This window comes from Marinobacter sp. BSs20148 (genome assembly GCF_000283275.1).
Taxonomy (GTDB): domain Bacteria; phylum Pseudomonadota; class Gammaproteobacteria; order Pseudomonadales; family Oleiphilaceae; genus Marinobacter; species Marinobacter psychrophilus.
Genome location: NC_018268.1, coordinates 2,705,936 through 2,730,759, shown reverse-complemented (window position 1 = coordinate 2,730,759; position 24,824 = coordinate 2,705,936). Strand labels below are relative to the sequence as shown.

The 24,824-nt window shown below is 55.5% G+C and carries 18 protein-coding genes and 1 pseudogene; 9 read left to right on the top strand and 10 right to left on the bottom strand.

Annotation, left to right across the window (positions count from 1 at the left end; all coding sequences use genetic code 11):
- The first annotated feature begins 11 nt into the window (after nt 1–11).
- Complete coding sequence (locus tag MRBBS_RS12360; RefSeq protein WP_014871860.1) at nt 12–1,205, top strand: acetyl-CoA C-acyltransferase; 1,194 nt, start codon at nt 12–14, stop codon at nt 1,203–1,205.
- Nucleotides 1,206–1,301: 96 nt separating this feature from the next.
- Here MRBBS_RS12360 and MRBBS_RS12355 read toward each other — a convergent pair whose 3' ends face one another.
- Both MRBBS_RS12355 and ilvG read right to left on the bottom strand, forming a co-directional pair.
- Complete coding sequence (locus MRBBS_RS12355) at nt 1,302–1,583, bottom strand: ACT domain-containing protein (protein ID WP_014871859.1); 282 nt, start codon at nt 1,581–1,583, stop codon at nt 1,302–1,304.
- Complete coding sequence (ilvG, locus tag MRBBS_RS12350; protein WP_014871858.1) at nt 1,580–3,325, bottom strand: acetolactate synthase 2 catalytic subunit; 1,746 nt, start codon at nt 3,323–3,325, stop codon at nt 1,580–1,582. The genes MRBBS_RS12355 and ilvG overlap by 4 nt, the downstream gene beginning before the upstream one ends.
- Before the next feature lie 337 nt (nt 3,326–3,662).
- Between ilvG and MRBBS_RS12345 the strand changes: the two genes are divergently transcribed.
- Complete coding sequence (locus MRBBS_RS12345; protein ID WP_014871857.1) at nt 3,663–4,745, top strand: efflux RND transporter periplasmic adaptor subunit; 1,083 nt, start codon at nt 3,663–3,665, stop codon at nt 4,743–4,745.
- A 3-nt stretch (nt 4,746–4,748) separates the two neighbouring features.
- Nucleotides 4,749–7,814 carry an efflux RND transporter permease subunit gene (locus MRBBS_RS12340; protein ID WP_014871856.1) on the top strand — a complete coding sequence of 1,022 codons (3,066 nt, stop codon included), beginning with the start codon at nt 4,749–4,751 and terminating at the stop codon, nt 7,812–7,814.
- A gap of 122 nt (nt 7,815–7,936) precedes the next feature.
- Here MRBBS_RS12340 and djlA read toward each other — a convergent pair whose 3' ends face one another.
- Complete coding sequence (gene djlA, locus MRBBS_RS12335) at nt 7,937–8,716, bottom strand: co-chaperone DjlA (protein ID WP_014871855.1); 780 nt, start codon at nt 8,714–8,716, stop codon at nt 7,937–7,939.
- Between the two features lie 427 nt (nt 8,717–9,143).
- Between djlA and MRBBS_RS12330 the strand changes: the two genes are divergently transcribed.
- On the top strand, nt 9,144–10,631 hold the full coding sequence (locus tag MRBBS_RS12330; protein WP_014871854.1) for a SulP family inorganic anion transporter: 1,488 nt from the start codon (nt 9,144–9,146) through the stop codon (nt 10,629–10,631).
- A 1-nt stretch (nt 10,632) separates the two neighbouring features.
- Nucleotides 10,633–11,586 (top strand): universal stress protein, encoded by a 954-nt coding sequence (locus tag MRBBS_RS12325; protein WP_014871853.1) that lies wholly within the window; start codon nt 10,633–10,635, stop codon nt 11,584–11,586.
- An 89-nt stretch (nt 11,587–11,675) separates the two neighbouring features.
- On the opposite strand, the gene MRBBS_RS12320 is transcribed toward MRBBS_RS12325, so the two are convergent.
- The 3 genes from MRBBS_RS12320 to MRBBS_RS12310 are packed head-to-tail and all read right to left on the bottom strand — an operon-like array spanning nt 11,676 to nt 14,173.
- A complete protein-coding gene (locus MRBBS_RS12320; RefSeq protein ID WP_014871852.1) occupies nt 11,676–12,911 on the bottom strand; it encodes an NAD(P)/FAD-dependent oxidoreductase in 1,236 nt (411 codons plus the stop codon).
- A gap of 42 nt (nt 12,912–12,953) precedes the next feature.
- Entirely contained in the window at nt 12,954–13,763 is an 810-nt protein-coding gene (locus MRBBS_RS12315; protein WP_014871851.1) for a PhzF family phenazine biosynthesis protein, read from the bottom strand.
- A complete protein-coding gene (locus MRBBS_RS12310; RefSeq protein ID WP_041635281.1) occupies nt 13,760–14,173 on the bottom strand; it encodes a hypothetical protein in 414 nt (137 codons plus the stop codon). Before MRBBS_RS12310 ends, MRBBS_RS12315 begins: the two co-directional genes overlap by 4 nt.
- 91 nt (nt 14,174–14,264) lie before the next feature.
- Between MRBBS_RS12310 and MRBBS_RS12305 the strand changes: the two genes are divergently transcribed.
- On the top strand, nt 14,265–15,680 hold the full coding sequence (locus MRBBS_RS12305) for a PLP-dependent aminotransferase family protein (RefSeq protein ID WP_014871848.1): 1,416 nt from the start codon (nt 14,265–14,267) through the stop codon (nt 15,678–15,680).
- A gap of 15 nt (nt 15,681–15,695) precedes the next feature.
- Here the strand turns inward: MRBBS_RS12305 and MRBBS_RS12300 are convergent, their stop codons facing one another.
- Entirely contained in the window at nt 15,696–16,349 is a 654-nt protein-coding gene (locus MRBBS_RS12300) for a response regulator transcription factor (RefSeq protein ID WP_041635280.1), read from the bottom strand.
- Nucleotides 16,346–17,875, bottom strand: a complete 1,530-nt coding sequence (locus MRBBS_RS12295) for a sensor histidine kinase (RefSeq protein ID WP_050996642.1) — start codon at nt 17,873–17,875, stop codon at nt 16,346–16,348. Before MRBBS_RS12295 ends, MRBBS_RS12300 begins: the two co-directional genes overlap by 4 nt.
- Before the next feature lie 182 nt (nt 17,876–18,057).
- Here MRBBS_RS12295 and MRBBS_RS12290 point away from each other — a divergent pair, with 182 nt between their 5' ends.
- Together MRBBS_RS12290 and MRBBS_RS12285 are read left to right on the top strand one after the other, a co-directional pair.
- A complete protein-coding gene (locus MRBBS_RS12290) occupies nt 18,058–19,686 on the top strand; it encodes an acyl-CoA synthetase (RefSeq protein ID WP_014871845.1) in 1,629 nt (542 codons plus the stop codon).
- Between the two features lie 107 nt (nt 19,687–19,793).
- Nucleotides 19,794–20,857: pseudogene (locus MRBBS_RS12285) on the top strand (hypothetical protein).
- 179 nt (nt 20,858–21,036) lie between these two features.
- Here MRBBS_RS12285 and fdxA read toward each other — a convergent pair.
- Both fdxA and mutS read right to left on the bottom strand, forming a co-directional pair.
- The gene (gene fdxA, locus MRBBS_RS12280; RefSeq protein ID WP_041635279.1) at nt 21,037–21,360 is read right to left on the bottom strand and encodes a ferredoxin FdxA; all 324 of its coding nucleotides are present in this window, start codon (nt 21,358–21,360) and stop codon (nt 21,037–21,039) included.
- Between the two features lie 164 nt (nt 21,361–21,524).
- A complete protein-coding gene (gene mutS / locus MRBBS_RS12275; protein ID WP_014871843.1) occupies nt 21,525–24,152 on the bottom strand; it encodes a DNA mismatch repair protein MutS in 2,628 nt (875 codons plus the stop codon).
- 91 nt (nt 24,153–24,243) lie between these two features.
- Here mutS and MRBBS_RS12270 point away from each other — a divergent pair, with 91 nt between their 5' ends.
- The gene (locus tag MRBBS_RS12270) at nt 24,244–24,747 is read left to right on the top strand and encodes a nicotinamide-nucleotide amidohydrolase family protein (protein WP_041635622.1); all 504 of its coding nucleotides are present in this window, start codon (nt 24,244–24,246) and stop codon (nt 24,745–24,747) included.
- The last annotated feature ends 77 nt before the right edge of the window (nt 24,748–24,824 follow it).

The following is a 24,824-nucleotide window of genomic DNA, read 5'->3' as shown; positions in this document are numbered from 1 at the left end:
GACAAGCAACGATGACTGACACCTCTAATGATCATTTTGTAGTAATAGCCGGCGCCGCCCGCACGCCCATGGGCGGCATGATGGGCTCGCTAAGCAGCGTACCTTCGCCACAGTTGGGCGCGGTTGCGATAAAAGCCGCTATCGAGCGTTCGGGCCTGAAGCCTGCTGACATTGATGAAGTCATCATGGGTTGCGTATTACCGGCCGGCTTAGGCCAGGCACCCGCGCGCCAGGCCTCCCGCGGCGCCGGCATACCAGACAGCTCCGGCTGCACCACCGTTAACAAAATGTGTGGATCGGGCATGCAGGCGGTCATGATCGCCCACGATCAGATCAAAGCCGGCACCAACAACATCATGATTGCTGGTGGCATGGAAAACATGAGCCAGGCACCTTACATTTTGCCCAAAGCCCGCGGCGGAATGCGCATGGGCCATGGCCAGGTGATGGACAGCATGTTCCTCGACGGCCTGGAAGACGCCTACGAAGGAGGCCTGATGGGCGTGTTTGCACAAAAAAGCGCCGATGACTACAAAATCACCCGTGAGCAAATGGATAACTTTGCCATCGAGTCCCTTAACCGTGCTAACGCAGCCATCGATAACGGCTGGTTCGCGCCCGAAATCTGCGCGGTCAGCATCGCCGGTCGTGGTGGCGACACAGTGGTAGATACCGACGAGCAGCCCGGCAATGCCCGCCCGGACAAGATCCCCACGCTGAAACCCGCGTTCAAGAAAGACGGAACGGTAACCGCTGCCAATGCCAGCTCCATCAGCGACGGCGCCTCAGCACTGGTGCTGGCTTCTGCAAAAGAAGCCAAAGCTCGTGGCCTGCACCCACAGGCAAAAATCATTGCCCACGCCACCCACGCCCAGTTACCCGCTGAGTTCACCCTGGCCCCCATCGGCGCCATCGACAAAGTCCTGAAAAAAGCCGGCTGGGGCAAAGACGACGTAGACCTTTACGAAATCAACGAAGCCTTCGCGGTGGTCTCCCTTTTGGCCATCAACGAACTGGGCCTGGATGCCAATAAAGTAAACGTGTACGGCGGCGCCTGCGCCCTCGGCCACCCCATTGGCTCCTCCGGCTCAAGAATCTTGGTCACTCTGATTAACGCATTGAAGCAAAAAGGCCTGAAACGCGGCGTTGCGGCACTGTGCATCGGCGGTGGTGAGGCCACGGCAGTGGCTATTGAGTTGATCTGACTTTTGGTGGTTCTTCCTTCTGTGTTTTGACATGGGGGAGAGCAGCGAGGCGGGGGGTACCCGCCACCAAATCAAAAGGCTACCGAGTGTAAATGCTCACGCAACAGAACGAGCCTGCTGAGCACCCAGAACAACCTCACCCACCGTATGCAGCTTCAACAACTGCGATTGAAGCATAGAAATCGACCGGCTACCCTCCAGAGTCAGAGCAATATCAAAATGCTCCCCGCTGCTCTCAACCGACATACCGGCAATCCGAAAACCCCGAACCCGCACCACGCGGCACAGGCGTTCAAGGCCAGCGGGCTCCGACTGCATACGACAATGCAAAACATGCCGGTTGGACGTGGTCGTGCTGGATGGGATGACCTGATTCATGCTGCACTCTCCTCGGTTTTCTTCTTCGCTGATTTGGTGTTTTCAATCATCTCGCGGTTGCTACCGCCGGGTTTTACCGTCGGCCAAACGTTCTCCTCGCGAGCAATGGCCACGTGCAACAGCATCGGGCCCTTATAAGCCAAAATAGTCTCAATGCTACGGCGAACCTGATCGGTGCGGTTGATGTGCAACGCTGGAATATCAAAGGCCCGCGCCATAGCGACAAAGTCCGGGTTGTCGTCCAGGTTTATGTGGCTTTCGCGGTTTTCGTAAAACAGCTCCTGCTGCTGGCGCACCATGCCCAGGCACTGGTTATCCAGAATGATTATTTTCAGCGGCAGGCGATAACGGCGAATAGTCGCCAGCTCCTGGGCGTTCATCATGAACGAACCGTCACCGGTCACGTTTATGATTGTGGCGTCGCGCTGGGCGAACTGTGCACCAATGGCAGCGGGCAGGCCGAAGCCCATGGTGCCCAGACCGCCGCTGGTCAGGTGCTGGCGCGGATGGTTGAACTGGTAATACTGGGCTACCCACATCTGGTGCTGGCCTACGTCGCAGGAAATAATCGTGTCGTCACTGGCAATGCGAGACAGCTGGCGTACAAACGCCGGGCCGGTAATGGGGGCCAGGGCTTCCTCGTTATCTGCCGCCTGAAATCCACCGGTAGTGAGCCACGTGCGGCATTGCTTCTGCCAGGCTTCGATATTCAGCGGCTGCGCTTTCACCCCGCAGGTAAGAGCGTGCAATACGTCATTAAGATCGGCACTGATGGTTAATACCGCCGCTTTGATCTTATGAAACTCGGCGCTGTCGGCATCGATGTGAATAATCTTTGCGTTGGGAGCAAAGGTTTCCGGCTTGCCGGTCGCGCGGTCGTCCAGGCGGGCGCCGAACACCAGAAGCAGATCACACTCGTCTACAGCGCGATTGGCGGCACGACAGCCGTGCATGCCGAGCATGCCCAAGTGGTTTGGGTTGTGCCGGCCCGGATTACCAATGCCTTTTAGAGTGACAACACCGGGCAGGGCAGATTGTTCAGCAAACTCGCGAAAGCTGTCCTCAGCGCTGGCTAACGTAATGCCCCCGCCGCTGTACAATAATGGCTTACGGGCCGCGCGCAGCAGCCGCAGAGTCTCGTTGATGCCTTTATCAATAGCGCCGTTATGTGTGGCCGAATCAGTTCGTGGCTCTGCGCTGTCACAACCCTCGCGTTCCTTCTGATCAGCTGCTTCCGGGTTTACCTGAGTCAGCAGAATATCTTTGGGAATATCGATCCATACCGGTCCTGGCCGACCGCTTTGCGCCAATGCAATCGCTTCAATAAGAATGTCGGGCAGGCTGTCGGCGTCATCCACCAGATAGCTGTGCTTAACAATGCCCAAAGTCATGCCCAGTACATCGGTCTCTTGAAACGCATCGGTGCCAATCAGCTCCGAAGGCACCTGGCCGGTGATGACCAGCAGCGGCACCGAATCCTGAAACGCATTAGCCACTCCGGTAATCAGGTTGGTAGCGCCCGGGCCGGACGTGGCAATGCACACGCCCAAGTTGCCGCTTGCGCGGGCGTAGCCGTCAGCGGCCAGGGCGCAGCCTTGCTCATGGCGACACAGCACATGTTCCACACTCGCATCACCCACCAGAGCATCGTATAGCGGCATGATGCAACCGCCAGGGTAGCCAAATACCGTAGTAATACTGTGCTGCTGGAAAGCCTGAAGTATGTGTTGCGCGCCGTTCATGGTCTGAGTCCTTTTGAGTGTTGGTTTACCGTTTCAAGTGTTTCCAAAAAGGCCAAAAAAAAGCCCCCGGGACCTTTCGGTGCCGGGGGCTTTGGTGTTTGCAGTGTCGGTTTAGAAATCTCGCCTCAACTGTGTATCCACGCAAAAGCCCCCGGGGGATACCATCACCACCAGGACTAGCTTCACTAGGACAACCACAACGTTAAAGTTCATTTAATACGTGTCTCTTTGAAATTCATTTATCCAACGTGTGTAGAATCTAACCTGATTTTTATGCGCGTGGCAACCCGTTTTTTCAGTCGTGTTCGCAACAACCGGTTTTTTCAATGAGAGCAGTATGAAAAAATTCAAATGGAGTTCTGTCGGCCTGTCTGTATTGTTAATTTTGGCGTTGCTAGTCTGGATGGCCAGCGGCGAAATCAAACAGACAGAAACCAAAGCGCCGGAACTATCGGTAAAGCAGAACACTGAGTGGAGCCGGGTAGAGGTCACAACCCTGAACGCTCTTAATTATCATCCCGAATTGTTGGTACAAGGGCAGGTCTTACCGTGGCGATCCGTTATGGTGTCGGCACGGGTGTCCTCAACGGTGAAATCACTGGCAGTGGAACTGGGTGACACCGTCAGCCAGGGGCAAACATTACTCACCCTCACCGACGACGGCCGCAGCGCTGAACGCAGTCGCTGGCTGGCACGGGTGCGCAAACTGAACGCGGATTTGAACGCGGCCCAGAGTTTGCGCAGTCGCAATCTGGCGTCTGAGTCGGAGTTGCTGGGCCTGGAAAGCGAACTGGCGGAGGCCAAAGCCGAACTGGAAATGGCCAATCAGGCAATTGCCGATTTAGCGCCCAAAGCGCCCTTTGATGGCGTGGTCAATCAGAAGTCCATCGACGCAGGCGACCTGGTACAGCCAGGCTCGGCATTAATGCGCGTGGTTCAGGTAGACCGGCTAAAAGCCACGGCCCAGATACCCCAACAGGCGGTGCACCAAGTTGCCGAAGGTCAGTTGGTTAGTGTGCGGTTGCTGGATGGAGATGAATTAAACGGACGCATCCGGTTTGTCGCCAGCGCCGCCGACACTGGTACCCGCAGCTTTGCGATCGAAGTGGAGGTGGACAACCCGCAGCAAAGGCGCATCGCCGGTGGCAGCGCCAACCTGGCCATTGCCTTGCCAGAGGTCAGCGCCCACCACCTGTCGCCTGCATTTTTGGCGTTGGATAACAACGGTAAGCCTGGCGTAAAACACGTCAGCGACGACAACAAAGTGGTGTTTTCCCGGGTTCGCCTGCTCAGCGTGAAAACCGATGGTGCCTGGGTCGATGGTTTGCCGGACAACCTGCGCTTGATTACCCGCGGCGCTGGATTTGTCAGCGTGGGTGAGGAAGTCACCGCTGTTGCCGCAAACAACGGCGAGGGCTAATCCATGCGCTCTCTTATATTTGCAGCCATAGACCGCAGCCGCACCACGCTGCTGTTACTTCTATTTCTGGTGGTTGGCGGTTACGCCGCCTACATGGCCATTCCCAAAGAAGCCAATCCTGACATCGCCATTCCGATGATTTATGTATCCATGAGCCTCGAAGGCGTCAGTCCGGAAGACGCCGAGCGTTTGTTAGTGCGGCCGATGGAGCAGGAGTTGCGCTCGCTGGAAGGCGTTAAGGAAATGCGCGGCAACGCCTCCGAAGGCCACGCTTCCGTCATGCTGGAATTTGACGCCGGTTTCGACGCCGACAAAGCCCTGCAAGACGTACGCGAACAGGTGGATACGGCACGCAGCAATCTGCCAGAGGAAGCCGACGAGCCGCGGGTGAATGAAGTAAATATTGCACTGTTTCCGGTGATGTCCATTGGCCTCTCCGGGCCGCTGGCCGAGCGTGAACTGATCTCTATCGCCCGCGGCTTGAAAGACGCCATCGAGGCCATTCCGGAAGTTCTTGAAGTCGACATTGCCGGCGATCGCGAAGATCTGCTGGAAATTGTGGTCGATCCCCAGGTGCTGGAAAGCTACGGCTTGGACTTCAACCAGTTAGGCACACTGGTGTCGCGTAACAATCAGCTGGTGGCGGCTGGCTCTATTGACACCGGCAACGGACGGATGACGTTGAAAGTGCCAGGCGTGATTGAAAACGTCGAAGATGTGATGTCGATACCGGTCAAGGTAGATGGCGACACGGTGATCACCTTTGGTGATGTGGCCATGTTGCAGCGCAGTTACAAAGACCCCCAGGGCTTTGCCCGTATTAACGGTGAACGGGCGCTGGTGCTAGAAGTGTCCAAGCGTTCCGGAGCCAATATCATCGCGACCAGTACTCAGGTGCGCGCATTGATCGTGGCGGCGCAAGAACGCCTGCCTGACGAGCTGGATATCCGTTACATCATGGACCAGTCGGGCGAGGTGCAGGATATGCTGATCGACCTGCTGAACAACGTGCTGACCGCCATTGTGCTGGTTACCATCGTGATCATCGCGACCATGGGCCCCCGTGCGGCAATCTTAGTCGGCCTGACCATTCCGGGCGCCTTCCTGACGGCAATTCTGGTGATCTGGTCTATAGGAATGACCCTTAACATTATTGTGCTGTTCTCCCTGATTCTGGTGACCGGCATGCTGGTAGACGGCGCCATTGTGGTATCGGAGCTGGCAGACCGGAATCTGTCGGACGGCCTGAACGTTAACAGCGCCTGGGGCGAAGCCGCCAGCCGCATGGCCTGGCCCATTATTGCATCCACTGCGACCACCTTGGCAGTGTTTGTGCCTTTGCTGTTCTGGCCCGGTTTAGTCGGCGAATTCATGAAGTTTTTGCCTATCACGGTGATTATCTGCCTGCTGGCGTCTTTAGCGATGGCACTGGTGTTTTTGCCGGTGCTTGGTGGTATTGGCGGCGGTCGCCGGGCGCGGGCGGTGCAAACAGACAATCACCTGATGGGCGTCTACCGCAACACCCTGGCTGCCATATTGCGCCGCCCCGGACTGACGCTACTAGCGGTGATTCTGGTGATTGGCGTGGTTTACGCCATTTATGGCCGTTTAAACCACGGCGTGGAATTTTTCCCCAGCGTAGAACCGGAGTCGGCCCAGGTTCAGGTGCGCGCCCGCGGCGATTTGTCCATCTGGGAGCGCGACGCCATTGTGCAGACCGTGGCCGGCCGTTTACAGGGCATGCCCGAAGTACGTGCCTTGTACAGCCGTTCGATGATCGGCGGCAGCCAGCAGATGGCGCCGGACGTTATTGGTGTGTTGCAGTTTCAGTTCAACGATTGGTACACCCGGCGTGCCGCCGATATTATTCTGGAGGATTTTCGCCAGCGCACCGCAGACATTCCGGGTGTGGAGTTAGAGTTTCGTAAGCAGGAAGATGGCCCGGCCGGTGGCAAACCGATTGAGTTACTGGTTAGCAGCAGTAATCCCGACAAGCTGGAAACTGCGGTCAGCGCGATTCGTGCGCAAATGCTGGAGCAGGGTGCGTATGCCGACACCGAAGACGACCGCAGCCTTGACGGCATTGAATGGCGCCTGGAGGTGAATCGCGAAGCGGCTGCCCGTTTCGGTACCGACGTGGCCAGCATCGGCAACGCCGTGCGGCTGGTTACCAACGGCTTGGTACTGGCCAGTTACCGCCCTGAAGACGTGCGTGACGAAGTGGACATTGTGGTGCGCGTGCCTAACAACTGGCGTGAACTGGATCAGCTGGAACGGCAAACCCTGAACACCTCACGGGGCCAGGTACCGCTGTCGCAGTTTGTCAGTTTAGAACCCGGTGATAAAACCGGCAACATCGTGCGGGTGGATGGCCGCCGTACCATCACCATCAAAGCTGATCTGCAACCCGGCCGGCAGGTGGAGGAGGCGCTGCGAGAGCTGCGCGCCACTATGCCCGAGTTGCCGGACGGCATAACCGTGCTTGAAGGTGGCGAAAGTGAAGATCAGCAACAAGCGGCCAACTTCCTGATTAACGCATTTATGGTGGCCATAGGGCTGATGCTGCTGATTCTGGTGACCCAGTTCAACTCGCTGTACCAAAGCTTTCTGATTTTGTCGGCCATTGTGTTGTCCACCGCCGGCGTGCTGCTGGGCCTGTTACTGAACAGTCAGCCGTTTGGCATTGTGATGGTGGGTATGGGCACCATTGCGTTGGCCGGTATTGTGGTGAACAACAACATCATTCTGATTGATACTTACAACCAGATGCGGGCCGACGGCATGGAACCGGCGGCAGCGGCACTGGAAACCGGCTGTTTGCGCTTGCGTCCGGTGTTGCTAACTGCCATTACCACAGTACTGGGCCTGATGCCGATGGTACTGGGCATAAACGTGGATTTGATTACGCCGTCACTAGGGCTAAACGCGCCATCTACCCAATGGTGGACCCAGATGTCCAGCGCCATTGCCGGCGGACTGACGTTCGCAACCCTGCTTACGCTGCTGCTAACACCGGCGCTGCTGGTATTGGGCGAACAAACCGGGCAGAAAGTGAAAAAGTTGCTCTGAGCTAAGGGGCAAGCTCGGAGTTAGGGGCCGGATTTGAAATCCGTCCCCGGGAGTCGAGGTAAGCATTAGAGCCATCCGTTTGCACTCTTTGTTTGCACTCTCTGTTTGCACTACCTATTTCACTACCCATTTGCACTGCGGGCGTTTTTGATTACATCGTAAGCATGGGTGATTTCGCCGGTGCGCTCTTCGGCCATCTCGCGCATGCTTTCCGGTAAGCCGCGGCCGGCCAGTTTGTCCGGATGGTTTTCGCTCATCAGCTTGCGGTACACCTTTTTGATGTTGTCATCGCTGTCTTGCGGCGACACGCCCAGCACTTTGTAAGCGTCGTCAGTCTGTTGGCCGCTGGAGCGCTGGCCGCCGCCCGTCTGGCTATAATGGGCACCACGCAGCATGGCTTCCAGCTGGTCAACCTGGCTTTCTGGCAACCCCAGGCCGCGGGCAATTTTAACCAGCATGTCGTGCTCGGCCGGGTGCACCACACCATCGGCGGCTACGGCAGATACCTGTACTTGCAGAAACATCTGCAACAAAGCCGGCTGGCCGCCGCTGACGCGCATAAAGCGTTGCAGTTCGGCGTCCAGATCAAACTCCCTTGCTTTGCCGCGGTTGAACGCGGCGCGGGCGTTGGTTTTTTGGCTTTCGTTCAGGCGAAAGCGGGTAAACATAGCTTCCGCCACGGCGATTTCATTTTGTGAAACCACGCCGTCGGCTTTGCACACCGCGCCCATGACCGCAAACACAGACTCAACAAAACCGCTTTGAATATTTTGCAGCTTCCCAATTAACCGGCTTTTTATTCGGTTCAGTAAAAATCCACCAATCGCGCCGCCAATAATGAAGCCGACGAAGCCGCCAAAGGCTGAGCCAATCAGGCCACCCAGAATGATTGCAAACAGCATTAAGGTATCCTTTGTAAAATATTTAGACCGTGGAAATATACGGGTTTTTGCCACTTAATACATGAATAGCGCGTTATAACGGTATTTTTCGCACAATTCTCGGCTTCTCGTTCAAGTTTAAGGCGCCTTTAATAATGCCGTCAGTAAACTGGCCACCAGCCACAAAGCAATGGCTAAATAGATAGTGGGTTGATTACTGGCTAAAAATCAGCGGTTACGTCGCCCATGGTAATAACGGTCCTGCACAGCGGTTTTTGCCAGGCAACACAATCTGCTAAACTCTATCGCCTTTTTACAGCTATTTTTACGCTTACAACCCATTACCACAACCGCAGACGGTTGTAGACGTAGCGGCTGTCGCAATGACTCGACCTGAGTAACCCTTGAAAAACTCTTAAGTAACTCTTAAGTAAAAACGGAACCCGATATGGTGAACACCCTTAAACATCAATGGCTGTCGAATGTGCGCGGCGATTTACTCGCTGGCGTGGTGGTGGCGCTGGCGCTGATTCCCGAAGCCATTGCCTTTTCCATTATTGCCGGCGTAGACCCGAAAGTAGGGCTGTACGCGTCATTCTGCATCGCCGTGATCATTGCCTTTGTCGGCGGCCGGCCAGGCATGGTCTCCGCGGCCACTGGCGCCATGGCGCTGCTCATGGTTACCCTGGTAAAAGAACACGGCCTGGAATACCTGATGGCAGCTACCTTGCTGACCGGTCTGATTCAGCTCGTAGCCGGCTACTTAAAGCTTGGCAGCCTAATGCGTTTTGTGTCGCGCTCGGTGGTGACCGGCTTTGTCAACGCCCTGGCTATCCTGATCTTCATGGCCCAGCTGCCGGAACTGACCAACGTTACCTGGCACGTATACGCGCTGACGGCAGCTGGGCTGGGCATCATCTATTTGTTTCCTTATATACCGAAACTGGGCAAGGTGCTGCCGTCGCCGTTGGTTTGCATTGTGGGGCTGACGGTTGTTGCGTTCCTGTTTGATATCGACGTGCGCACCGTCGGTGATATGGGCGACCTGCCGGATACACTGCCGATTTTCCTATGGCCAGATGTGCCGCTGAATCTTGAAACCCTGATGATTATTTTGCCTTACGCCATACCGTTGGCGGCGGTGGGCCTGCTGGAATCGATGATGACCGCCACCATCGTGGACGACCTAACCGATACCGAAAGCGATCGTAACCGTGAATGTAAAGGGCAGGGTATTGCCAATATTGGCTCTGGTTTGCTCGGTGGTATGGCTGGCTGCGCGATGATTGGCCAGTCGATCATTAATATCAAATCCGGTGGCCGTGGCCGTCTGTCAACGCTTACCGCAGGTGTTTTCCTGATGGTGTTGATTCTGGTGCTGGACGACTTTCTAGTGCGCATTCCCATGGCCGCGTTGGTAGCGGTGATGATCATGGTGTCCATCGGCACCTTCTCCTGGGAGTCTATCCGCAACCTGAAAACCCATCCGTTGTCGTCCAACATCGTGATGCTGGTGACGGTGGTGGTGGTGGTGTTCACTCACAACCTGGCACTGGGCGTATTTGCCGGTGTGCTGTTAGCTGCGCTGTTCTTTGCCAACAAAATTGGCCATTACATGGGCGTGGACAGTATTTTGAACGAGGCCGACAGTACCCGTACCTACAAGGTTACCGGGCAAGTATTCTTCAGTTCGTCGGAAAAGTTTATAGCCGCCTTTGACTTCCGTGAAGTGGTCGATAAGGTAGTCGTAGATGTGAGTCGCGCCCACTTCTGGGACATTACCGCCGTGGGAGCGCTAGACAAGGTTGTTATCAAGTTCCGCCGCGAAGGCGCCGAGGTAGAAGTTATTGGCATGAACGAAGCCAGTGCCACCATCGTTGACCGCTTTGGTGTGCACGACAAGCCGGAAGGCGTTGACCAGCTGATAGGCCATTAATATGCAAAATACCACACCGAACGCCAAGCACTCTTTACAACAAACGTCACAACAAACGTCGCAAAAAACGTCACAAGAGATGCCGCAAAACGCGCCGCAAGACACCTTGCACGTGGTGGCCTGCATTGACGGTTCACGCGCTGCGCCGGCGGTGTGTGACTACGCTGCCTGGGCGAGCAAATACATGGACTCGCCGCTGACCCTGCTGCACGTGCTGGACGAAGAGCGCTACCCGTCAGAGCCGGACCTAGCCGGCAACATTGGTCTTGGCAGCCGGGAGCATTTGCTGGACGAACTGGCCGAACTGGATCGAAAACGCTCTAAACTCGCGTTGGAGCACGGCAATCACATGCTGGAAAACGCCGAGCAGCGAGTGAAGCAGGCGGGCATTAGTGATGTCAAAAAGCGTCAGCGCCACGGCGACCTGACCGAATCCCTACTGGCGCTTCAGGAACAGACGCGCTTGCTGGTGATAGGCCTTTATGGCGAAGGCAGCTCCGACCGCAATGTGAACATTGGCAGTCAGCTGGAGACGGTCATTCGCAGCATGAGTCGCCCAATTCTGCTAGTGCCTAACAACTTTTCTGCGCCGAAAAGCTCGATGTTGGCCTTTGACGGCAGTGCTACCGCGTTCCGTGGAGTAGAGCACTTAGCCGCCAGCCAGGTTTTGAGAGGCATGCCGCTGCACTTGGTGATGGTGGGCGAGGAAAGCCCAGAGGCCATGGTGCAATTGCGCAAAGCCGAGGCCATGCTGGCGCCGCTGGACGCCGAAATAACCCTGGCCATTCGCAGTGGTGAGGTAGAGCCAGTGCTGCACCGGTACCAAGACGAGCACAACATCGACCTGCTGGTGATGGGCGCCTACGGTCACTCAAAAATCCGCAGGTTCCTGCTCGGTAGTACCACCACCAACATGCTGAAATCCGCCAAAAAACCTTTGGTTATTCTGCGCTGAGAAAATACGGACTAGGGGACAGATTTGAAATCTGTCCCCGGCTTGCACTGAAACCTGTCCCCGCTTTACGGTTTGCGGTTTTTGCATACTCATGCGGCCTGCCCGGCCGCCACCCCCGATGCCCAGGCCCACTGAAAGTTATGGCCACCCAGGTGGCCAGTTACGTCTACCACTTCACCGATAAAGTACAAATCCGGCTGTTCCAGAACCGCCATGGTTTTTGAGGACAGCTGGTGGGTATCTACGCCGCCCAGGGTCACCTCCGCAGTGCGGTAGCCTTCGGTGCCTGCGGGCTTTATGGTCCACTGCTGCAGCGTGCGGCTGATGTGTTCGATATCCGGGTTGCGGTAGCTTTGAAGCGGACCGGCCCAGCGCTGCAGCTCATTGAAGGCTTGCGCGAAGCGTTTTGGCAGGTGCGCATTCAGATAGTGTTCGAGCGTGCTTTGCGGTTTGAGCTTGCGCAGGCTTAGCAGATCTTGCTCAACCTGCTGCTGCGGTAGCAGGTTGATGTACAGTTCGTCACCGGGCTGCCAGAAGCTGGAAATTTGCAGCATGCTGGGGCCACTTAAACCGCGATGGGTAACCAGCATCGGTTCCTGGAACTGTTCATGATTGCACTCCGCGCTTACCGGGCAGCTGATACCAGCCAACGGCGCCAGTGTCATCTTCAGCTCGGGGTGTAGGGTAAAGGGCACCAACCCGGCGCGGGTGGGTAGTATTTCCAGCCCGAATTGGCGGGCCAGGTCGTAGCCGAAGCCGGAAGCCCCCAGGGTGGGGATAGACAGCCCGCCACAGGCAACGACCAAAGACTCACAGGTTAATGCTTCGCCACCCGCCGTCAGGCAATAACCTTTGGGCGTTCTGGCCACCTGCGTTACGCCGGTTTTCAGGCGCACTTCAGCGCCGGCCCATTCACATTCGGTTAGCAGCATGTTCAGAATGTCTTTAGCACTGTGTTGGCAGAATAACTGGCCCGGTGTCTTTTCCTCGTATTCCACACCGTGCCGTTCCACCAGCTCCAGAAAATGCTGAGGGGTGTAGCGTTTCAGCGCCGAAATGCAGTAATGCGGATTGTCTGACAGAAAGTTCGCGGTGGTGCTGTTCAGATTAGTAAAATTACAACGCCCGCCGCCGCTCATCAGAATTTTCTTGCCGGCCTTGTTAGCATGGTCCAGTACCAGCACTTTACGGCCGCGATAACCAGCGGTAGCGGCGCACATCAGCCCGGCCGCGCCGGCACCGACGATGACGACATCGTAATGGCTGCCGCGATGATCATTAGCGTGCTGATTGCTGGCGTTCTGGTTACTGGAAAGCGTTGTCATTACCGTCTGCCGCTAAAAATGTGGGCAAAGAGTATACCAGCCCTATTGAAGGTATACGGTGCCTTCCATGTAAAACGCCGCTTGGCCGGCAATGGCTACCCGTTCTCCCTTCAATTCGCAGCGCAGCAGACCACCACGTGCAGACAGCTGACGCGCTTCCAGAACTTTCTTGCCCAATTTCTCTGCCCAATACGGTACCAGCGCACTGTGTATAGAACCGGTCACAGGGTCTTCGTTAATACCGGCGCACGGCACAAAGTAACGACTAACAAAGTCCGAATCAGTTCCGGGCGCGGTGACTATCAACCCCAAACTCTTAAGCTGTTTAATTTTCTGCATGTCGGGTTGTGTTGCTTTTACCGCAGCTTCATTTTCTAACACCAGCATGTAGTTGGTGTCTTTGGCGACGTAAAAAATCGTAGTCGGCGCATCCGCCAAAGCTTCAAGTATGATGCTGGGTGTAGATTGTTCGGTAACCGCAAGGTTTGGGAAGTCCAAAACCAGCCAACCGTCGGATTGCTTGTGCACACCAAGCGGACCGCTTTTAGAGCGCAGGCGAATCTGGTCTGAAGTCCAACCCAGTTTGTTAAAAATAACCCAGGCGCTTGCCAGCGTAGCGTGACCGCACAGCGGAACTTCGATTTCTGGCGTGAACCAGCGAATATGGAAGTCTGCTTCACTAGCCTCTGGCTCAGGAACAAAAAAGGCCGTTTCTGACAAGTTGTTCTCGGCGGCAAGGGCCTGAAGAACCCCGTCGGGAAGCCACGCCTTTAAGGGCATGACCGCGGCCGGGTTACCTTTGAAAATTTCGCTGGTAAACGCGTCTACCTGATAAATGGGATAGCGTGTCATGTGTTCTCCGTTAATGGTTGATTGGCGTATTGGTGTGCCTTGTGGTTGGCAAACTGCGTTAATTCCCACTCACTGTAAAAGTGCAGCTCGGGCAGGGTAGCGCGATGCGTTACCATCCAGTGTTTTGACTCGCACTGGCAAACAGATAGACCTAGTATTGCCAAATCCTTACGGGTTTGATCAGGATGTTTTGCGGCAAGTTTCACAGATGGCGGCCTGAAACCAAAAAGGTTATTTTGACTTGCGCTGAACGCAGGATTGTTGGTTATACCCATGATCAAATTCCTTCTTCTCGTTACGGTATTGCTATTTTCCGCCCATACCAAATTCCAAAACAGAATCAGATAACCTGGTTTTGAACCGGTACAGATTGTATTTTCGGTTTTCTGTACTGCAATTTTCAGTGGCATCTGTGATGTTCTGTTTTGCCGCCGGTCTGTTGAAATAAAGCCAACGTCTGCTTAAAGGCTATAATCTTTTTGGTTTAACGAGGCAAACAGGATGGGCGCTCTTTATAACGAGGTAGCAGACAGGCTTCAGGCTCAGGTTCAGGATGGGGTCTTTCGGGATGGCGATCGGCTGCCCGGTGTCAGGGCACTAAGCCGGCAGTTTGGCGTCAGCGTTTCGACGATATTGCACGCGCACCAGACGCTTGAGGCCCGCGGTTATGTTCAGGCTCGCGAGCGCAGCGGCTACTTTGCACGCTTGCCGCTGTGGGATGCTCCGGAACCCGTCATGCAAACCGATCGGAGCCGTCCCGTTCCTGTTAATGCACGGGAAATGACCGTGGAATTGTGCGCTGACGAGCAAAAACGCATGGTGCCCCTTTCTGGAGCCATTCCTCATGCGGATTTTCTGCCCTTTCGCCAGATTCAGCAAAGCGCACTCTGGGCGGCGCGACGTGGCATTGAAACACTGGAATATGCTTTTCCTGGCAAGGAACCATTACGCCGACAAATTGCTCAGCGTATGGCGACGATAGGCGTGCCGATCACTCCTGAGGACGTGCTCGTTACCAACGGAGCGCAGGAAGCAATCATTCTTGGTCTTAGGGCGGTGACCCAACCCGGAGACATCGTCGCGGTTGAGTCACCGTCGTTTCCCGGAATTCTTCAAGCGCTAGAAGTTGTTGGTTTGAGAGCGCTGGAGATCCCTACTCATACCGCGGAAGGCCTCAGTCTTGAGGGTTTGGAGTTGGCCCTGGAGCAGTGGCCTGTCAAAGCTTGTGTGGTGGTGTGTAATCACAGCAATCCAATGGGCGCCAGAATGTCGGATGAGCGCAAACAACAGCTGGTTTTAATGCTTGCTGTTGCGGGCGTACCGTTGATTGAAGATGACATTTATGGCGACTTGTACCATTCCGGTGAAAGACCGAAACCCGCGAAGGCCTTTGACCACACAGGTAATGTAATTTATTGCAGCTCCGTATCAAAAACCATTTCGCCAGGACTGAGAGTGGGCTGGATGTTGCCCGGGCGTTATATGGCGAGCGCCAGGCAACACAAATATTTCTCGAATCTGGCGACGTCTTCTATCCCACAAATGGCCGTTGCGCATTTTCTTGAACAGGGCGGTTATGATCGTTATCTGCGTTTTGCGCGACAGAATTATCGCCAAGCTACGGAACGAATGCGTACAGCGGTTGCTCGATCATTTCCCGAAGGTACAGCCATAAGCCGGCCCCAAGGCGGCTTTGTGCTTTGGGTTCAACTGCCGGCTGGAGTTTCCGGCACACTGGTCTATCAGCTTGCCAGGGCAGAGAACATCAATGTTGCACCGGGCTTGATGTTCTCTATCTCAAACAAGTTTGAATCTTGCCTGCGAATAAACTGTGGCAACCCATGGAGTGACCGAATCGACCACGCTGTTGTAAGGCTTGGCGCGCTTGCCCACGAAGTACAGGCGCGGTCGATTTAGCGATTATATTGCCAGTTAGCGTTTGTTGCGCAAATCCAGCGCGTCAATCAAACCTGCGGCAAGAGCGATGCCCGTGACGTCTGGCAGCCTGTCTGCCCCTAGCCGTTTCATCACCCGCGCACGATAAAGGTCGATGGTTTTTACGCCTACCCCCAACTGTTCGGCAATTTCACGGCTGGTGTAGCCTTTTGCTAAAGGCAAAAATACATCCCGCTCGCGACGGGTGAGGGTGTCTAGTAGTGCAGGGGTCTGGCTGCTGTCCTGCTGTTGATGGCTGGTCTGTTGCCGCTCCTGCAGTGCCTGTTGCACGCTGTCTAGCAGTAGCTGTTCGTTAAAGGGCTTCTCAATAAAATCAAAGGCGCCGGATTTGAACGCGCGCACCACAATGGGCACATCGGCGTGGCCAGATACAAAGATAATGGGCAACGCCAACCCACGCTTTTGCAGTTCTTCCTGCACGTTCAGGCCTCCGAGCCCGGGCATGCGGATATCAAGCACAACGCAGCCGTTGCTTTGTGCGGTCATGGAATCCAGAAATTTACGGCCGTCGCTGTAGGCTTCCACGGCCAGGCCCACCGATTCCAGCAGCCATTGCGTGGACTCCAGCATGCCGGCGTCGTCGTCCACGACATACACCAAGGTTGTTTGGGCTGTGGGCTGGTCAGTCATTGGCAATTGGGTGCCTCCCGTGGACTCATAATAGATTTTTGACAGGCCGGTGGTGGAAACCGACAAACCAGCGTTAAACCGCCGGTTGGCGCCGGGTAAGCATCCAGAAAACCGCCGAAACCTTCAACAATAGAACGGCTCATGGACAGTCCAAGCCCCAGGCCTTCAGGCTTGCTGGTGTAAAATGGCTGAAACATCTGGCGGATGCCATCGGCGTTCAAACCCGGACCTTGATCCATCACTTCGACCAGGGTCTCGCCCAGATCGTTCACTCGAATGGTCAGGGTAATGGCCGATGCGGAGCTGGCATCAACGCGGGCCTCCACATTGGCTTCGATGGCGTTACGCACCAGGTTGATGAGTACCTGTTCTAGCAGTACCGGGTCAGCGGTCAGGTTAGGGCTGCTTTCTGGCAGCCGGCACACGACCGATACTCGATGCTTGTCGGCTTCCCACTGGCACAGAAGGGCAACGTTGCTGGCCAACTGATTCAGCACCAGCAGTTCTGAACGTTTGCGGCCCTTGCGCAAAAACGCCCGCAGCCGGCGAATGACTTCCGAGGCGCGATTGGCGTGGTGAATCACTTTCGTCAGGCCGTCGCCTACCCGGGTCAAGTTAGCGGGCTGGGTGTCTGCGGTTTTCAGAAAGCGCTGGCTGGCGCTGGCAAAATTTACAATAGACGCCAGCGGCTGATTCATTTCGTGGGCAATGCTGCTGGCCAGTTCACCAAGCGTGGCCAGCCGTGCGGTATGGGCTAGTTCGTTCGCCAGGCGGCGGTTATTTTCTTCCGACGTCACCCGCGCGCTTATGTCTCGAGATACACTGATTACCTCTACTACCGCGCCTGTGTAGGTTTCACGAATGGCGCGGCTGGCAATTTCAAACCAGCGTGGGGTGCCGTCACGGTGCATAATTTGCGCGGTTACAATAGCGTAGCCATCTTCGCTCAGCCGGTTGCGGGCTTCTACTAGGTGCTTTTGTGGCTGGCCACTGGGAAACAGGTCTTCCAGCAGGCGTCCGCGCAGGTCTTCCGGCCAGTAGCCCAGCAGCCGCCACGACGCCGGCGTAGCGTCAATAAAACGGCCATCCGGCGCGTGGCGGGAAATCAGGTCGGTGGTGTTCTCGGTGATCAGCCGATATAAACGGTTGGAGCGTACCGCCTGTTCTTGCAGTTCCAGCTCTCGGGTTGCATCCCGGCCCTTTAACAACACCTGATTTTGAACAATGTCAGGAACCAGCGCCCAAAGGTAAATTTGGCCCTTGTGACGCGCTTCCGCGTTGTCCACAGGGCGTTGTTGATTCAGGCAGGCTCGCACCAGTTCCTCCACGTTCACCGGCAAAAAACGTCGAGGATCAGCTATCGGGCCGGAGTGGTCAGCTGCATTGGGCGACTCGTCATCCGCTTCGGCCAGGTTTTTCATGGCCGGATTCATACTCAGCGTGCGACTTTTGTGGTCAACAATCAGCAGTGGTTGCGGATCGGTGGCGGCAAAGCCCATTGATAAGTCAAAGCAATTTGTGTTCATGGCAAGGAGATCTTCAATATTCGGTCAATTTTATAGTATTTATACTATAATACATTGGTGTAATTTATAGTAAAACTTCTATTTAATACTATTTGTTCAGCCGAAAATTATAAATAATTTGGTAATTCGTCAGAATATACCAATAAAGACAGCGTTTATGCCTACCTATAGGACCACACAGTATGACTTCAATCTACGACCAGGGCCTTACGCCCGTTGACGCCAATTACGCCGTTCAAACCCCTATCGATTTTATTACTCGCACCGCCAGTGTTTATCCGGATTATCCTGCGATTATTCACGGTGCCATTCGCCGAACCTGGGCCGAGACTCACGAGCGCTGTTTGCGCCTGGCGTCGGCGCTGGTCGGCCGCGGCATCAAAAAAGGCGATACCGTCGCCGTCATGCTGCCCAATATTCCTGCCATGGTCGAGTGTCATTTTGGTGTGCCCATGACCGGCGCGGTAATGAACGCCTTGAACGTTCGGCTCGATGCCGAAGTGATTGCTTTCATGCTTGAACACGCAGAAGCCAAAGTCATCCTGGTGGATCGCGAATTTGGCGAAGTCATTCTGGACGCCGTCAGCCGCCTGGACAAAAAGCCGCTGATAATTGATGTAGACGACCCTGAATACGGTGAAGGCGTTAAGGTCAGCGATCTGGATTATGAAGCCTTTTTGCAAGAAGGCGACCCCGAATACCAGTGGGATATGCCGACGGATGAATGGGACGCCATTTCCCTGAACTACACCTCCGGCACCACCGGCAACCCCAAAGGTGTGGTGTATCACCACCGTGGGGCTTACTTGAATTCATTGGGTAATACCGCGGTATGGTCTATGGCCATGCATCCGGTGTACCTGTGGACCCTGCCGATGTTCCATTGTAACGGCTGGTGTTTCCCCTGGACCATCACCGCCATGGCCGGCACCCACGTGTGCCTGCGCCGGGTTGATCCGGAAAAAATTCTGCAGCTGATCCGCGAGCATCGTGTTACCCACATGTGCGGCGCCCCGATTGTGCTGAACGCGTTGTTGAACGTGCCACCTGCATCCAAGGCCGGTATTGATCACGTTGTGAAGGCTATGGTTGCCGGTGCTCCGCCTCCGGCCCAGGTTATTGGTGCAGTTGAAGAAATGGGCATCGCGTTGACCCACACCTACGGCCTGACCGAAGTATACGGCCCGGTGACCGTCTGTGCCTGGAAAGATCGTTGGAACGATCTGCCGCTGGAAGAGCGCGCTGCCATCAAATCCCGCCAGGGCGTTCGCTACCACACTCTGGGCGGCACCATGATCGCAGATCCGGGCACCATGAAGCCGACGCCGAAAGACGGCAAAACCATTGGTGAAATCTTTCTGCGCGGTAACACCGTGATGAAGGGCTACCTGAAAAACCCGAAAGCGACCGAAGAAGCCTTCCGCGGCGGCTGGTTCCATACCGGCGACCTGGCTGTTTGGCACGAAGACGGTTACATGGAAATCAAGGATCGCCTGAAAGACATCATTATTTCCGGCGGCGAGAACATTTCCACCATTGAAATTGAAAACGTTCTTTATCGTCACCCAGCGGTTATGGAAGCGGCCGTTGTCGCCCGTCCGGATGAAAAGTGGGGCGAAACGCCCTGCGCCTTTGTGACCCTAAAGCCCGACGCCGGCAACGTGACCGAAGCAGAAATAATCGACTTCTGCCGTAAGCACATGGCTCGCTTTAAGGTTCCAAAAACCGTGGTGTTTTCGGACCTGCCGAAAACCTCGACCGGTAAAGTCCAGAAATTCCTGCTGCGCGACCAGGCTAAGGAAATCGAGTAGCTGGAAAGCGCCTTGCGGGGACTTATACAAGAGCTCACAGAAGATCTTACACAAAAACAACATTAACACCCGGTTCGCCGGGTATTCGGAGAAAACGTTAGATGTAAATGTTCCATCGCAAGAACGGCGAAGAACAACCCTACTGGCCGGCGGGCCCCTTCAAGATTCGCATGCCGTTTGTGCATTACCGCTGGGAATTCGTGGAAATGGCGCAAGCGCTGATTATGTTCGTAGTCAGCTTGGCCATGATTCCAGGCTGGATCACACCAGGTATTCCCGTGGTGCTGCTGTTCTTGAGCGATTATGAGCCCGGCCCTGAAGCCATTCAGGCGTTGTTCGCCCTGCAGTTCCTGGTGTTTATCATCTTCCTGTTTCTGGGCGTGACACGTCTTGGCAGCAAACTCGTCGACCTCATACCGCGTTCCATGAAAGGCGGCATTATTATCGGTGCGGGTATTGCTGCTCTGATGGGCGAGATCGAAGCCGGTGGCCGTTTGGCAACCACACCTATTTCGCTGATTGTAGGCGGACTGGTGTGTCTGTACCTGATGTTTTCGGTGTCGTTTAAAGGCTTTGTTGAAACCAACTCGTTTGCGCGCAAAATTGCCAACTACGGCATGGTGCCGGGCATGATTGTGGCGATTCTGGTGGGCTTTGCCACCGGCGAATATGCTGTTCCGGACGTAAAGTGGGGCATTACCACACCCAATTTTGGTGAGCTGTGGAACTACCTTCCATTCAGCGTCGGTTTCCCGGATGCCAGCGTATTTATGTACGCCATACCGACCGCGGTGATTGCCTACGTCATTGCCTTTGGTGACATTGTTGTGGGTCAGTCACTTATGAATCGTGTTGATCACCTGCGTCGTGACGAAGACATCGACAACAGCATCGACCGCGTCCATCTGGTCACCGCTATCCGTAACGGTGGTCACGCTTTCTTCGCCCCTTCCCCCGGTTTGGCCGGCCCGATCTGGACCGCTGTTACTAACACCATGGCCTGCACCATGGGTGTGGTTCTTGCGGTATATGGCGCGGGCTGGGGCTTGGCCACGGCGCGGTGCTCTACTTCCTGATTGAGCGCACAAAGCTGCTGGGCTTCACGCCGGATCCGGACTCCCCGGGTGCCGATGACGTGATCGTTCAGCCGGAAACCATACCAAAAAGCTAAAGAACTCTGCCGACCGGGGTCACAAGGCCCCGGCGGCAAAACGATGTGTGTCCTTGGGAGGCCTTAGTGCCTCCCTTTTTTGTGTCTGGAAAAACACGATCACCAGACACAAAAAAGCCGGCAGTCAGCCGGCTCTTTGCTATCTCGCACACGTTAACGGTTTTACTATTTATGAATAGTTACTTTTCCAGATACTGCAGCTTGTCTGGCACGCCGTCCCATTGTTCAGCGTCAACCATTGCCTCTTTTTTCTCTGTGATGTTAGGCCATTTTCCGGCCAGATCTGCGTTCAGTTCGATAAACACTTTCTGGTTGTCAGGCAGCTCGTCTTCCGAGAAAATAGCCTCAACCGGGCATTCAGGCTCGCACAGGGCGCAGTCAATGCACTCGTCAGGGTCAATAACCAAAAAGTTCGGGCCCTCGTAGAAGCAATCTACCGGGCAAACTTCCACACAGTCGGTGTGTTTGCACTTGATGCAGTTATCAGTAACGATAAACGTCATGTTCATATTCCTGGTTAGCAGGTCTGTCTCATCAGGAGCTTAGATTGCAGGCTCCCGAGATTATAGTTTGATGCGCGATATTGTAGGGAGCCACTACTCCGGTCGCAAGCACCCGTATTCTATAACGTTATACTTAGATCAATTTATTCGTACTTTTTCTGCCACTACGTTTCAAGTTGCTGTTTCAGCTGATACAGATGCTCGAGCGCCTGGCGCGGAGTCATGTCATCCAGGTTGAGCGCGCTCACCGCCAGCTCTAACGCGCTGGGCTCTAGCTTGGCGAACATATCCCCCTGAAACGCAGTTGACTCCGCAATAGCCGTCGCCCGTCGCGTCACTTTGTGCGGCAACCCGTTGGTTGGGCGTTTTGCATCGAGCGTTGCACTGGCGCCTTCCAGATTCGCCAGCTGAGCTTTGGCATTGCGGATAACCTCTAGCGGCACGCCGGCCAGTTTGGCCACCTGCAAACCGTAGCTCTGGCTGGCGGGGCCTTCGTGAACGTTGTGCAGAAACACAATACTGTCATCGTGCTCGGTCGCTGTCAGGTGAACGTTAACGGCGTGCTCCAGTTCATCCGCGAGCTGGGTCAGCTCAAAATAGTGGGTGGCAAATAGCGTGTAGCAAAGAATGTCCCGCGCTAAATATTCGGCCGTGGCCCAGGCCAATGACAAACCATCAAAGGTGCTGGTGCCGCGGCCTACTTCATCCATCAGCACCAAGCTGTGTTTGGTGGCGTTGTGCAGAATATTGGCGGTTTCGGTCATCTCCACCATAAACGTGGAGCGCCCGCCGGCAATGTCGTCAGACGACCCCATGCGGGTGAATATTCGGTCTACCGGCCCAAGCACCGCGCTGTCGGCAGGCACAAAACTGCCGGTGTAAGCCAGTAAAGCGATCAGTGCTACCTGGCGCATATAGGTGGATTTACCGCCCATGTTGGGGCCGGTAATCACCAGCATGCGGCGTTTGGCGTCTATCAGCAGATTGTTAGGCACGAACGGATCGTCTAATAGCTGCTCGACCACCGGGTGCCGGCCTTCCTCAATCTGCAGGCCGGGTTCATCGCTGAACTGCGGTGCACAAAGGCGCAAACTGGAGGCGCGCTCGGCAAAGTTGCTTAGCACGTCCAGCTCGGCCAGCGCTTGAGCGGCATCTTGCAGCGGTGCAAGTTCTGCCGCGACCGTCTCCAGAACCTCATCCCACAGGGCTTTTTCCCGAGCAAGGGCACGACTTTTGGCGCTTAGGGCCTTGTCTTCAAACTCTTTTAGTTCAGGGGTAATAAAACGCTCAGCGTTTTTCAGGGTTTGCCGGCGAATATAATCCGCAGGCGCCTGGGCCGATTGTAAGCGGCTGATTTCAATGTAATAGCCATGTACCCGGTTGTAGCCCACTTTTAGGGTACTGATGCCAGTACGTTGTTTTTCGCGTGTTTCTACGTCCAACAGATATTGGCCAGCGTTCTCGCTGATGTTACGCAAGTCGTCCAGTTCAGCGTCAAACCCGTCTGCAATTACCCCGCCTTCGCGAATCACTACCGGTGGGTTATCAATAATTGCCCGGCCCAGCAAATCCGCTAACTGCGGATATTCGCCAATCGTCGTGGCAAGCTGGCCGACGTGGGTGGAATCAACCATAGCCAGGCTTTTTTGCAAATCGGGCAACACGGCAAACGCATCCCGCAGCCGTGCAATATCACGGGGCCGTGCCGAACGCAGCGCCACGCGCGCCAGAATGCGTTCTATATCGCCGATGGATTTCAGTTGGTCGTGGATAGGTTCACAGTCGAAATCTTTCAATAGTGCACTGACCGCTTGCTGGCGCTGACGTACCACCGCCACATCGCGTAGCGGACGGTTCAACCAACGCCTCAGCTGCCGCCCGCCCATGGCAGTGGCAGTGCGGTCCATCACCCAGGCCAAAGTGTACTGGGTGCCTCCCATCAGGTTGGTGTCAATTTCCAGGTTGCGACGGCTGGCAGCGTCCATAATGACCGCGTCTTCGCGGCGCTCGCGGCTGAGTTTGCGAATGTGGGGCAGGGCGGTGCGCTGGGTCTCCCGTGCGTATTGCAGCAGGCAGCCGGCGGCGCACACGGCTAAGTGCATATCTTCACAGCCAAAACCGGTAAGGTCGCGCACCTGCAATTGCTGGGTAATCACCCGTCGCGCGGTATCGGGTTCGAACAGCCAGGGCCCCTGGCGACGAATGCCGGTAAAGCCTTCCAGTAAATCGGCAAAAGGAAAGTCTTCGCTGATCAAAATCTCTGCCGGACTCAGCCGTTGCAGTTCGCCTTGCAGGGCTTCAGGGCTGTTCAGTTCTGACACTGCGAAGCGGCCACTGGAAATATCCAGAGAGGAAAAACCGAAGTGCTGTTTATGGTGATAAATCGCCACCAGCAGGTTGTCACGGCGGTCTTCCAAGTAAGCGTCGTCGCTCAGGGTGCCGGGGGTGACAATGCGCACCACTTGGCGATCGACAGGGCCTTTGCTGGTGGCCGGGTCACCCATCTGCTCGCAAATTGCAATAGATTGACCTGCGCGCACCAGGCGGGCAATGTAACCCTCAGCCGCATGGTACGGAATGCCCGCCATGGGAATTGGATTGCCCCCCGATTGGCCGCGGGCGGTCAGGGTGATATCCATCAGTTCCGAGGCTTTTTTGGCGTCGTCATAAAACAGCTCGTAAAAATCCCCCATGCGGTAGAACACCAGCTCGTTGGGATGCTGGCCCTTTATTTTCAGGTATTGCTGCATCATGGGCGTGATTTTTGGACTTTCGGTGTGCGCTGCTGGCATGGGACATCCGCGATGGCTGTTTTGAGGAACGGGCGGTGGATTGTAGAAAATTACACCGCAGGATGAAACGTTGATTATCAATGAGGTCACCATGCCCGAGATCACTGATGAAGACATCCGCCAGCAGGCGGTAGAACTGGGCAGTGTATTAACCCGCGCCGGCGCCATGCTGGTGACTGCAGAAAGCTGCACCGGCGGCTGGGTGGCAAAGGCCATGACCGACCAAGCTGGATCTTCGGCTTATGTCACGGGTGGGCTGGTTACCTACAGCAACCACGCTAAACACGCGTTGCTGGGTGTCAGTGAGCAGACGCTGGCGGAACACGGCGCGGTGAGCGAGCCGGTGGTGCGGCAGATGGTCGCCGGAGCGCTGCGAGCGTCGGGTGCAAGCGTCGCCATTTCAATAAGCGGCGTTGCCGGACCGGGCGGTGGCAGCGACGCCAAGCCGGTAGGAGCGGTGTGGTTCGCCTGGGGCAGCGCTGAAAATATCAGCACCGGTTTGAAGCATTTTGACGGCGATCGCGACCAGGTGCGGCGCCAGGCTGTGATCTTTGCGATTGAAAGTGTGCGCCGTTTCTTATCGAGTGATATCTGACCCGCAATGGTTAAAAAATCCCCCACACAAGGGTTGGTCTGCTTTGTCTAATGTGGTTTAATGCTGGTTAAATATAC

What these genes read in the sequence shown, in the direction of transcription:
- MRBBS_RS12340 (WP_014871856.1), top strand. Translation starts at nt 4,749, where the DNA reads ATGCGCTCTCTTATATTTGCAGCCATAGACCGCAGCCGCACCACGCTG.
- MRBBS_RS12330 (WP_014871854.1), top strand. Translation starts at nt 9,144, where the DNA reads ATGGTGAACACCCTTAAACATCAATGGCTGTCGAATGTGCGCGGCGAT.
- ilvG (WP_014871858.1), bottom strand. Translation starts at nt 3,325, where the DNA reads ATGAACGGCGCGCAACACATACTTCAGGCTTTCCAGCAGCACAGTATT.
- djlA (WP_014871855.1), bottom strand. Translation starts at nt 8,716, where the DNA reads ATGCTGTTTGCAATCATTCTGGGTGGCCTGATTGGCTCAGCCTTTGGC.
- MRBBS_RS12270 (WP_041635622.1), top strand. Translation starts at nt 24,244, where the DNA reads ATGCCCGAGATCACTGATGAAGACATCCGCCAGCAGGCGGTAGAACTG.
- MRBBS_RS12310 (WP_041635281.1), bottom strand. Translation starts at nt 14,173, where the DNA reads ATGCCACTGAAAATTGCAGTACAGAAAACCGAAAATACAATCTGTACC.
- MRBBS_RS12325 (WP_014871853.1), top strand. Translation starts at nt 10,633, where the DNA reads ATGCAAAATACCACACCGAACGCCAAGCACTCTTTACAACAAACGTCA.
- MRBBS_RS12355 (WP_014871859.1), bottom strand. Translation starts at nt 1,583, where the DNA reads ATGAATCAGGTCATCCCATCCAGCACGACCACGTCCAACCGGCATGTT.
- MRBBS_RS12300 (WP_041635280.1), bottom strand. Translation starts at nt 16,349, where the DNA reads ATGACTGACCAGCCCACAGCCCAAACAACCTTGGTGTATGTCGTGGAC.
- MRBBS_RS12295 (WP_050996642.1), bottom strand. Translation starts at nt 17,875, where the DNA reads ATGAACACAAATTGCTTTGACTTATCAATGGGCTTTGCCGCCACCGAT.
- MRBBS_RS12320 (WP_014871852.1), bottom strand. Translation starts at nt 12,911, where the DNA reads ATGACAACGCTTTCCAGTAACCAGAACGCCAGCAATCAGCACGCTAAT.
- fdxA (WP_041635279.1), bottom strand. Translation starts at nt 21,360, where the DNA reads ATGACGTTTATCGTTACTGATAACTGCATCAAGTGCAAACACACCGAC.
- MRBBS_RS12305 (WP_014871848.1), top strand. Translation starts at nt 14,265, where the DNA reads ATGGGCGCTCTTTATAACGAGGTAGCAGACAGGCTTCAGGCTCAGGTT.
- MRBBS_RS12360 (WP_014871860.1), top strand. Translation starts at nt 12, where the DNA reads ATGACTGACACCTCTAATGATCATTTTGTAGTAATAGCCGGCGCCGCC.
- MRBBS_RS12290 (WP_014871845.1), top strand. Translation starts at nt 18,058, where the DNA reads ATGACTTCAATCTACGACCAGGGCCTTACGCCCGTTGACGCCAATTAC.
- mutS (WP_014871843.1), bottom strand. Translation starts at nt 24,152, where the DNA reads ATGCCAGCAGCGCACACCGAAAGTCCAAAAATCACGCCCATGATGCAG.
- MRBBS_RS12315 (WP_014871851.1), bottom strand. Translation starts at nt 13,763, where the DNA reads ATGACACGCTATCCCATTTATCAGGTAGACGCGTTTACCAGCGAAATT.
- MRBBS_RS12345 (WP_014871857.1), top strand. Translation starts at nt 3,663, where the DNA reads ATGAAAAAATTCAAATGGAGTTCTGTCGGCCTGTCTGTATTGTTAATT.